This window comes from Elioraea sp. Yellowstone, assembly GCF_006704265.1.
GTDB lineage: Bacteria > Pseudomonadota > Alphaproteobacteria > Acetobacterales > Acetobacteraceae > Elioraea.
Genome location: NZ_VIKA01000115.1, coordinates 1 through 10,160, shown reverse-complemented (window position 1 = coordinate 10,160; position 10,160 = coordinate 1). Strand labels below are relative to the sequence as shown.

7 protein-coding genes are annotated in these 10,160 nt (G+C 72.6%); 2 read left to right on the top strand and 5 right to left on the bottom strand.

The window, feature by feature from the left end; translation table 11 throughout:
* Nucleotides 1–731 (bottom strand): type VI secretion system protein TssA (gene tssA / locus FK498_RS14190; protein WP_141855630.1); only part of this gene is annotated, 731 nt, incomplete at its 3' end.
* A gap of 117 nt (nt 732–848) precedes the next feature.
* On the opposite strand from tssA, the gene tssH reads away from it, so the two are divergent.
* Together tssH and FK498_RS14180 are read left to right on the top strand one after the other, a co-directional pair.
* Nucleotides 849–3,491 carry a type VI secretion system ATPase TssH gene (tssH, locus tag FK498_RS14185; RefSeq protein ID WP_141855627.1) on the top strand — a complete coding sequence of 881 codons (2,643 nt, stop codon included), beginning with the start codon at nt 849–851 and terminating at the stop codon, nt 3,489–3,491.
* 78 nt (nt 3,492–3,569) lie between these two features.
* On the top strand, nt 3,570–4,049 hold the full coding sequence (locus FK498_RS14180) for a type VI secretion system tube protein Hcp (protein WP_141855625.1): 480 nt from the start codon (nt 3,570–3,572) through the stop codon (nt 4,047–4,049).
* Nucleotides 4,050–4,131: 82 nt separating this feature from the next.
* On the opposite strand, the gene FK498_RS14175 is transcribed toward FK498_RS14180, so the two are convergent.
* The 4 genes from FK498_RS14175 to tssL form a co-directional block, all read right to left on the bottom strand.
* Nucleotides 4,132–4,860: a PP2C family serine/threonine-protein phosphatase gene (locus FK498_RS14175; RefSeq protein ID WP_141855624.1), complete on the bottom strand. Its 729-nt coding sequence runs from the start codon at nt 4,858–4,860 to the stop codon at nt 4,132–4,134.
* Nucleotides 4,857–5,444 carry a type VI secretion system-associated protein TagF gene (gene tagF, locus FK498_RS14170; protein WP_141855622.1) on the bottom strand — a complete coding sequence of 196 codons (588 nt, stop codon included), beginning with the start codon at nt 5,442–5,444 and terminating at the stop codon, nt 4,857–4,859. Before tagF ends, FK498_RS14175 begins: the two co-directional genes overlap by 4 nt.
* Nucleotides 5,426–8,947 (bottom strand): type VI secretion system membrane subunit TssM, encoded by a 3,522-nt coding sequence (gene tssM, locus FK498_RS14165; protein WP_237560953.1) that lies wholly within the window; start codon nt 8,945–8,947, stop codon nt 5,426–5,428. The genes tagF and tssM overlap by 19 nt, the downstream gene beginning before the upstream one ends.
* Nucleotides 8,944–10,160, bottom strand: a 1,217-nt coding sequence (gene tssL, locus FK498_RS14160; protein ID WP_141855620.1) for a type VI secretion system protein TssL, long form, incomplete at its 5' end; no start/stop codon positions are given. The genes tssM and tssL, both read right to left, overlap by 4 nt.

Here is a 10,160-nt window from a genome sequence, read left to right as displayed (position 1 = left end):
GAGGTGGGGGGGGCGTCGCGGCCCGCGCGGGCGTCCAGCGCGGCACCGAGCGCCTGCCACGCCTCCAGCGCGGCCCGGACCGCGGGGATCAGCGCGGCCCAGTGCGCCGGCTTCTGGAGCGCCGCCGCGCGCTCGATCGTCTCGACCGTCAGCGCGCCGGCGGCGATGCGCGCCTCGCGCCGCTCCGCGTCCAGCCCGGCCAGGGCATCCGCCTGCTCGATCTGCCAGAGCGCGATCGGGTTGCCCTGCATGTCGGCGAACAGCGGCACCTTGCGGATGGGCTGGGCGAGCGTGCCGTCGCCGCCGTCGCCGTTCAGTCCGGCAACGGCGGCGACCGTGGTCGCGATGCCGTCCTCGTCGGGGCGCGGATGCAGCCCCTCCCAGAAGCTCTCGACCAGGCCGCGCATGAGCCCGACCCCGGCGGCGAGCCCGGCAAAGCCGTGATGGCGCAGCAGCGCCTCGGTGTACCAGGCGGCGATCTCGAGATCCTTCGACTGCGTTTCCAACGCCTTGCCGGCAAGGTCCTCGATGGTGCGCCACTGCGGCGGCACCGTTGCCTCCTCGGGGTTCGCGTCCATCGCCCGTTCCGCGGCGCGCGCCTCCGCGCGCGCGTCGCGCAAACGGTAGTAGGTCGAGCCGGGGGCGAAGTCCTGCCGCAGGTCCGGGCCGGCCGGATCCTCGCCGTCGATCGGCTGGAGGAACCGTGCAAGGTCAAAACCGTCGAGCGCCACACCTGCCTCCTTGCATCGCGCCGCCTCGCCGCAGCCGCGGCGCAGGCGCTGGACAACCGCCGGGCGAGAAACCTACTGTCCTGCCGCGCAGAACGGAACGACAGCGGAGGGAACCACGTGGCAGCGGTCGACCTCAAGGCCCTGGTGGGCCGCCTGAACGACTACTGCCGGCGGCAGTTGGAGGCGGCCGCCGGCCTGACCCTCTCGCGCACGCACTACAACATCGAGATCGAGCACTGGCTGCTGAAGCTCGCCGACGCCGCCGACAGCGACATCGGCTTCCTCTTCCGCCACTACGAGGTCGATGCCGGACGATTCGCGGCCGACCTGACGCGGGTGCTCGACAGGCTCAAGACCGGCAACAGCCGGGCGCCGGCGATCTCGCCCAATGTCGTCGAGCTGATGAAGCAGGCCTGGCTGCTCGCGAGCCTCGAACAGGGTGCCGGGCGGATCCGTTCGGGCCACCTGCTGCTCGCCCTGCTCGCCGACGAGGACCTCGCCCGCGTCGCGCACGAGGCCTCGGCGCAGTTCGGCCGCATCAACGCGGCGAATCTCCGGCGCGACCTCGCCGCGATCACCAAGGACAGCGCCGAGGCGCGCACCGCGGTGCAGATGGCCGAGGCCGGCGCCGCCCCCGGGCCGGACGGCACCCCCTCCGCGCGCCCCGCCTCCACCGCCGCCCTCGACCAGTTCACGATCGACCTGACCGCGCGCGCCAAGGCCGGCAAGATCGACCCGATCCTCGGCCGCGATACCGAGATCCGCCAGGTGATCGACATCCTGACGCGACGGCGGCAGAACAATCCGATCCTCACCGGCGAGGCCGGCGTGGGCAAGACCGCGGTGGTGGAAGGCTTCGCCGACCGGATCGCGAAGGGCGACGTGCCGGACGCGCTCAAGGACGTCACCATCCGCACGCTCGATCTCGGGCTGCTGCAGGCGGGAGCCGGGGTGAAGGGCGAGTTCGAGAACCGCCTCAAGTCGGTGATCGAGGAGGTGAAGGCCTCGCCCAAGCCGATCATCCTGTTCATCGACGAGGCGCACACGCTGATCGGCGCGGGCGGGGCGGCGGGCCAGGGCGACGCGGCGAACCTGCTCAAGCCGGCGCTCGCGCGGGGCGAGCTGCGCACGATCGCCGCCACCACCTGGGCCGAATACAAGAAGTACTTCGAGAAGGACGCGGCGCTGACCCGCCGCTTCCAGGTGGTCAAGGTCGAGGAGCCGGCGGAGCCCGTGGCGGTGGCGATGATCCGCGGCCTCGTCGGCACGCTCGAGAAGCACCACAAGGTGCGCATCCTGGACGAGGCGGTGGAGGCGGCGGTGAAGCTCTCCGCCCGCTACATCCCCTCGCGCCAGAACCCCGACAAGGGCGTCTCGCTGATCGACACCGCCTGCGCCCGGGTGGCGATGAGCCAGGCGGCGATCCCCGCGCCGATCGAGGAGAAGCGGCGCCGGATCGCGCTGATCGACACGGAAGTCGAGATCCTCGACCGCGAGATGGCCGCCGGCGCCGACCATGGCGCGCGCAAGGGCGAACTGCTCGAGGAGCGCCAGAAGGTCGCGGAGGCGCTCAAGGGGCTCGAGGCGCGCTGGGAGCAGGAGAAGGCGCTGGTCGCGGAGATGCGCGCGATCCGCGAGAAGATCGAGAGCAAGGAGGACACGGGCGACAAGGACGCGCTCAGGGCGCAGCTCTCCGAGCTCAGCGACAGGCTGCGCACGCTCCAGGGCGAGCAGCCGCTGATCCATCCCGTGGTGGACGCGAACGCGATCGCCGAGATCGTGGAATCCTGGACCGGCATCCCCGCCGGACGCATGCAGTCGGACGAGATCCGCACCATCCTGACGCTGAAGGAGAAGATGGAGGAACGGATCGTCGGCCAGCCGCAGGCCCTGGAGGCGATCGCTCAGGCGGTGCGCACCAGCCGGGCCAAGCTCTCCGATCCGCGCAAGCCGCTCGGCGTGTTCCTGATGGTCGGCACCTCGGGCGTGGGCAAGACCGAGACGGCGCTCACGCTGGCGGACCTCCTTTATGGCGGCGAGCAGAATCTCACCGTCATCAACATGAGCGAGTTCAAGGAGGAGCATAAGGTCTCGCTGCTCATGGGCTCGCCTCCCGGCTATGTCGGCTACGGCGAAGGCGGCGTGCTGACCGAGGCGGTGCGCCGGCGCCCCTACTCGGTCGTACTGCTCGACGAGATGGAGAAGGCACACCCCGGCGTGCAGGACATCTTCTACCAGGTGTTCGACAAGGGGAACATGAAGGACGGCGAAGGCCGCGACATCGACTTCAAGAACACCATCATCATCATGACCTCGAACGCGGGGACCGACACGATCGCCAAGCTCTGCGCGGATCCCGAAACGATGCCGGATCCGGCAGGGCTCGCCGAGGCGATCCGGCCGGAGCTGCTGAAGATCTTCAAGCCCGCCTTTCTCGGCCGCGTGACGATGGTGCCCTATTTCCCGCTCTCGGAGAGCATCATCCGCCAGATCGTCGTGCTGCAGCTCGGCCGCATCAGGAAGCGCCTGTTCGAGAACTACCGCGCGAGCTTCACCTGGGACGAGGGGCTGGTCGAGGCGATCGCCGCGCGCTGCAAGGAGAGCGCCTCCGGCGCGCGCAACGTCGAGAACATCCTCTCGCGCACCATGCTGCCGGAGATGTCGGCCGAGATTCTGGAGCGTCTCGCCGCCGGCCAGACGATCGCAACCGCGCATGTCGGGCTGGATTCCGACGGCGGGTTCCGTTACGCTATCAACTGAGGCGGGCGAGGTCGGGAGACGGCGTTCCCGGTCGCTGCGGCTGCACGGATACCGAAGGACTGAGAAAGGAAGGGTCTCATGCCCATCTTCATGCACTACGAGGGGATCGAGGGGAACGTCACGGCCAAGGGTTTCGAGAAGTGGATCGAGGTCAACTCGTTCCAGTTCGGCTCCGGCCGCGGCATCTCGACGCCGACCGGCGGGGCGGAGAACCGCGAAGCGTCTGCACCTTCGGTCAGCGAGGTGGTCGTGACGCGGCTGATGGACAAGGCCTCGCCCAAGCTGTTCGAGGAGAGCCTGATCGGCAGCGACGGCAAGGTCGTGAAGATCGTCATGACCCGCACCGGCAAGGAACTCGCGAAGCTGTGCGAGTACAAGTTCGAGCAGACCCTGGTCTCGGGCTACTCGGTCTCCTCGGGCGGCGAGGGCGCGCCCTCGGAGTCGATCAGCCTGAACTTCGTCAAGTTCGAGTTCAGCTACACGGGCAGCGACGCGACCGGCAAGGATGCGGCCGCAATGAAGGTCGCCTACGACATCGGGCAGGCCAAGACCATGTAGCGCTGACCAGGCAGCGGGCGCAGGTCCCGCCTGCCGCGGGCCCGGCAGTCCATGCCGGGCCCGTTTCGTTCCTGCCCCTGGCTCAGCCGCAGCGCACCAGCACGACCGTCACGTTGTCGGTGCTGCCCGCCGACATGGCAAGGGCGATCAGCGAGTCCGCCAGTCCCTGCCCCTCCCCGCCGCCGATCAGCGTCGCCGCGATCGCGGCGTCCCCCAGGTCCTTGCAGACGCCGTCGGAGGCGAGCAGGAACAGGTCCCCCGGCTGGACCTGCCCCGTGACCTTGTCGAGCACGAGCGTCTCATCCGCCCCGACCGCGCGCGTCACCACATTGGCATGCGGATGCCGCGCGGCGTGCTCCTCCGTCAGCGCGCCCGCATCGAGCAGTTCCTGCACCATGGAGTGGTCGCGCGTCAGCCGCGTCAGCAGCCCCCCGCGCCAGAGATAGCAGCGGCTGTCGCCGGCCCAGAGGCAGGCGAAGTGTCCCCCGCGCACCATCAGCACGACGACCGTCGAGGCGAGCAGCGCGCCGGGGCCGCGCGCGCGCGCCTCCGCGCGCAGGGCCGCGTTCGCCTGCTCCAGCGCGCCGCGCGTGCGCGCGAGCAGCTCGCCCGAGGCGAGGCCGACGGGCAGCGTGCGCAGGGCGTCCACCACGCGCGCCGAGGCGATCTCGCCGCCGCCGTGCCCCCCCGCCCCGTCGGCGACCGCCCAGAGGCCGATCTCCGAGCGCAGCAGGAAGGCGTCCTGGTTGCTCGGCCGTCTCGTTCCGGCATGGGTCGCCCCCCAGCCCTGGCAGAGCCCGCGCGCGGTCATGGCGCGGCCGCCTCACCCGCCGCATCGGCAAGCATCTCGGCAAAGAAGGCCGGCGCGGGCAGGGCAGCGAGTTCCAGCCGGCGCGGCTGCACGCGCGGCGCGCCGAGCGTCTGCCAGACGCTGCCCATGATCGCCATGCCCGCGGGCGGGGCGCCGGCGGGGGTGAGCGCGGCGGCGAGCCGCTCGGCCGTCCAGCCCTCCGTCACCGCGTCGATCGCGATTGCCTCCAGCGCGTCATGCCAGGCCGAGGTGCAGGGATCGGGCGGTGCGTCGGTCAACGCAGCGAGCGTGATGGGGAAGTGCCGACCGACCGCATCGACGCTCGGGGCAAGCACGCCGGCGACGCCGCGCGGGCCGCACAGTCCAGGCGCGAGCGCGAAGCGCCAGACCGGGGCCTCGAGGAAGGCCGCGAGCCATCCGGCGCCGAGCCGGGCGCGGCTCTCCGCCAGCGCCGCCGAGAGCCATTCGTCCCACGGGCCGACGAAGCTCTCCGGCAGCGACCGACGGACGAAATCCCGGTGGTCCGGCAGCTTGCCGAACAGCCCCGCGGGCGCCGACGCCCCCCCTACTGCAGCGCCGGGCACCGGAACTCCGAGAGCTCGCGCAGCGCGAACGGATTGAACACGCTGCCCGCCCGGACGACATAGGTGACGCTGCGCTCGCCGAGGCTGAAGGTGAGCGAGAACTCCTCCGGCACCCGCCCCTGCGAGACCTGCGCGCGGCTGAACAGGCGGAACAGCGCCCACGGCCCGGACTCGTTGATCGAGCCGACGCCGCTCGCCGGCGGCGGCTCGAGCACCAGGCGCACATTCGTCATCCGGTTCGGCCCCGGCCAGACCACCTGGGTCGGCCGCGAGGGGCCGTGCGCGTAGGTGATGGTCACGCCGTCGAGGTCGAGCAGCGCTTGGCGCGCCCCGGCATCCATCGACACCGGCTGGATCTCGAAGCGGATCTGCGGCTGCGCTCCGCCGGCGAAGAACACGTCGCGGATCACCGAGGCACGGTAGAAGTTCATCAGGGCAGCCTGGCTGATCGGCAGGGTGATCCCGTCCGAAGGCTGCACACGCCAGGGCCGCACGCCGATGTCCACGAACGGGCGCAGGTTGGTGTTGAAGAACCCGTCGATCAGTCCCCCCGGCGCGAACAGTCGCGCGAAGTCGTCCATCGGCGTCTCGGCCTGGGCGCCGCGCACGAAGGGGAAGCGGTTGCTCACCGCCGCCGTGCAGAGCGGGGCGACGCCTGCGGCGAGCGCGCCGGCGACCGCCTGCTGCACCCCGCCCGCGCGGATCGCCGTGCCCGAACGCGCGACCGCGCGCAGCCACCCGTCCACCGGCGCCGGCACGCGCGCGGCCTCGCCCTGGAGCTGCTGCGCCGGATCGAGCCCCGCGGCCGGCGGCGGCGTGCCGGACGGCGAGGCGGCGAGCCGGGCGAGCTGCTGGTAGAGCTCGTTGAGGAGACGGAGCGTGTTGTCGATCGGCGCGCCGGGCCCCGCGCCGACATACTCGCGCAGCGCCTGGAAGCGCTCGTCGATCGCCGCACCGATCGGCTTCGGCGCCTCGCCCTGGGGCGCCGCCGCGCCGAACACGGCCTGCAGTCGCTGCGCCGCCGTCGTCGGCGCGGCCCCGCCCTGCCCCGCCTGCTGCCCGCCCGCCGGCGCGTCCGGATCGCGCGACAGCGTCACCTGGCGCGCGATGCCGGCGAGCAGGTCGCGCATCGGCGACTGCGGCGCCGAGAGGATGTTCAGCACGTCGATCGCTTGGTTGATGGCACGGAACGGAACGATCGCGAGATCGTTCAGCAGCTCCTGCCAGGCCTGCGCATAGGCCGGGTAGTAGTGCTGCTCGAGGATCTCCTGCTGCAGCCGCGCGAGCGCGCGCTCATCCAGCGCGACCTCGTTGCCGGGGCCGAGCACCCAGGACTCGGAGGCCACCTCGCGGGCGACGCGCGGCAGCGCCGGCAGCACCACGCGGTGGAACCCCTCGACCGTGAAGAGGCCGGCAATCCCCTCGGCGAGCGGCTTGCCGGAGGCGCGGGTGAACACGCGCGCACCCGCCGCCCCGGCGGCCTGCGCGGGCGACCACTCGGGCAGGTTGGCGGCGGCGGCGATCGGGCGCAGCCGCGAATAGGCGCGGCCCGCGAGCGGCAGGCGCGAGAACACCCGCCGCGCCTCGTCGATCAGCGCGCCGTCGAGCGGGTAGGTCGCCATCGGCGCGGCGAGCAGCGCATCGAGATGGCGCGCCAGCCGCGCGCGCGACTGCGCCTGCTGCGGAAAGGCCTGCTGCCAGTCGAGCGCCATCCAGTCGCGGATCAGCGCGCGGTCGAGCGGCCCCTGCTGGCCGAGCATCAGGTAGACGCGCGTCGCCTCGTAGAGGAACTCGGGCCGGTTGAGCGCGCCGCGCATCTGCGCTTCGAGCCGCCAGAGCAGGCGCGGCAGGAACACGCGGTCGAGCTGGCGGCGATAGACCAGGTCGGCGGCGGCGGCGAGCTTGTCCGCCTGGCCGAGCCCGAAGCCGCCGTCACGCTCGCGGTCGTCCGGGCCGAAGGGCAGCGCGCGCGCGCGGTCGAGCAGCGGCAGCACGGCGATGAGATCGGCATCCGCGACGGGATCGAACTGCACGCCCCTCGCGGCCTCCTCGAACTCGCGTGCGGCCTGCTCCAGGCGCGCGATCTCGGCCTGGTTGGTGCGCCAGGCGTTGAACCAGAGCCCGCCCAGGCCGAACACGGCGAGGCCGGCCACCGCCCACGCGGCGATCGAGATCGCGCGCCGCCGGGTCGCCGCGCCGGGCTTGGCGGCGACGAGCCCCGATTCGCCGAACACCACCTCGCGCAGCAGCCGGCCGAGGAAGTAGCTCCGCCCCTGCCCCGGCGCCTGCGCGGCGGCGCGCGCGACCGGCACGTTGAACAGCCGCGCCATCGCGCCGGTCAGCCGGTCGATCGGCGTGCCCTCCTGCGTGCCGGAGGTCAGATAGACGCCGCGCAGGAACGGTGCCGGATCGAGACGGCTCTCGCCGAAGGCGGCATCGAGGAACTCCGAAGCCGGTCCTTCCATCGAGGCGAGCTGCGCCGGGAAGGCCGCCAGCGCCGCGCGCCGGTCGGGGCTGCGCTCGGCCTGCACGCGCACGGGGATGCGGGCGTTGATGCGCTCGAGCAGGCCCGCGAAGGCGGCGCGGAACCGCTCGGCGCCCTTGGCGTCGCGCGGGAAGGTCTCGCCCCAGACCTGCTCGCGCCCCTCCTTGTCGAGATCGTCGAAATGCTCGGTGAAGCCGGCGATCAGGTCGGCCTTGGTGAACAGCACATAGACCGGCAGGCGCACGCCGAGCCGCTCGTCGAGCTCCTTCAGCCGCGCGCGCACGGCACGCGCATGGGCGAGCCGCTCCTCGCGCGAGAGGGTCGCGAGATCGGCGAGGCTGATCGCCACCAGCGCGCCGTTCAGCGGCGCGTGCGGGCGGTTGCGGCGCAGGAGATCGAGGAAGGCCTGCCAGCCGGCCTTGTCCACCGTCGCGTCGCTGTCCTGGGTGGTGTAGCGGCCGGCGGTGTCGATCAGCACCGCCTGGTCGGTGAACCACCATTCGCAGAGCCGCGTGCCGCCGACGCCGGCGACGCGCGCGCTCCCCATCCGGTCGGCGAGCGGAAAGGTCAGTCCGGCGTTCATCAGCGCCGTGGTCTTGCCCGACCCCGGCGGGCCGATGATGACGTACCAGGGCAGCTCGTAGAGCGCGCCCGAACCGCGCGCCTTCGAGAGCAGGGTCAGCGCCTCGGTGAGCTTCGCCTTGAGCGCGGCCACCTCGTCGGACACCGCCGCGGCGGTCGGGTCGCTTGCGGCGCCGCCCGCGCCCTCGATCAGCGCCGCTTCCGCCTTCCTCCGCCTGCGCCAGGCGAGGAAGGTCCAGACCGCCCAGGCCAGCACCAGGACGGCGATCACGCCGAGGCGGGCAAGCTCGCCCGCGAGCGGCGCGATCCCGCCGACCGAAACGAGCGGCCCGAACACCCAGACGAGCGCGGCGAGCAGGCCGACGCCGACCAGGCTGACGCTGGCGCGCACCCAGAGCGAGCCTGCGAGCGCGGCCAGTCCCGCAGGCGGCTTCACAGCGGCCGCTCCATGCGCGGCATGACGAGCTCGATGCGCCGGTTCTGCTCGCGTCCCTCCGCCGTCGCGTTGTCGGCGATCGGCTCGGCATCCGCCCTGCCCTCGGCGGAGAGGCGGGCGGGATCGCCGATCGCGCGCGCGATCACCGCGAGCGCCGCTTCGGCGCGCGCCTTGGAGAGCTGGAAGTTGGACGGGAACTGCACGGTTCGGATCGGCACGTTGTCGGTGTGTCCGACCACGGTGACGTCCCCCGGCTCGTCCCTGAGCGCCTGGCCGATCCGTTCCAGGATGGGCACGAAGCGGGGGGTGACGCTCGCGCTGCCGGAGGCGAACATGCCGGAGGACTTGATGCGGATGACGATGATCTGCGGCGAGGCGAGCACGGCGACCAGCCCCTCGCGGATCTCGGGCGCGAGGAAGGTGGCGATCCGCGTCGGCTGGTCCGGTCCGGCCTGCGGCGGCGGGGGCGGCGGCGGGGGCGGCGGCGGAGCGACGCGGGCGAGCGCCGGCTGGGCGAGCGGCGGCGCCTTCAGCACCTGCGCGAACACCTCGTCGGAGCGGCTGTTCAGCGAGAAGGCGAAGAAGGCGTAGAGCCCGCCGCAGATCGCCGCCGCCAGCGCGCCGATCACCCAGATCGGCACCGCACGGCCGGGCGGGCGCCACGGCGCCTCGATCCCCTTCCAGTTCGGCGAGAGGTCGCGATGCGGCGGCTGGCGATGCGCCATCACCACGGCGTAGAGGCTCTCGCGCACCCGCTCGTGCTCGGCCGGGCCGCGCGGGCTCAGCCGGTAGCGGCCCTGGAAGCCGAGGCTGAGGCAGAGATGCATCAGCTCCAGCACCGGCTTGTGCCGTCCGGGCTCCTTCTGGAGGTGCTCGAGCAGCGCGAAGAAGCGCTCGCCCGAGCCGGTCTCGCGGTGGAAGGTGGCGATCAGGCTGGCGGTCGCCCACGGGCTCTGGCTGCCCCAGGGCGTGTTCAGCACGACGTCGTCCAGCGTGGCGCAGAGCACGTAGTGGCCGGCGCGGATCTGCTCGGCCGGCACGCCGGCGGCGCGCGCATCGGCCTCGAACTGGCGCAGGGCCGCGATCGCGCGCTCGCGCAGATCGCCCGCCTCGGGCGGGCGGACGGTGTTGCGCAGCCGGCCGACGAGGTCGAGCAGCGGCGCCGCGGCGGCGGCCAGCGGGTTGATGCCGACGCGCGGGATGGTCTCCGCGC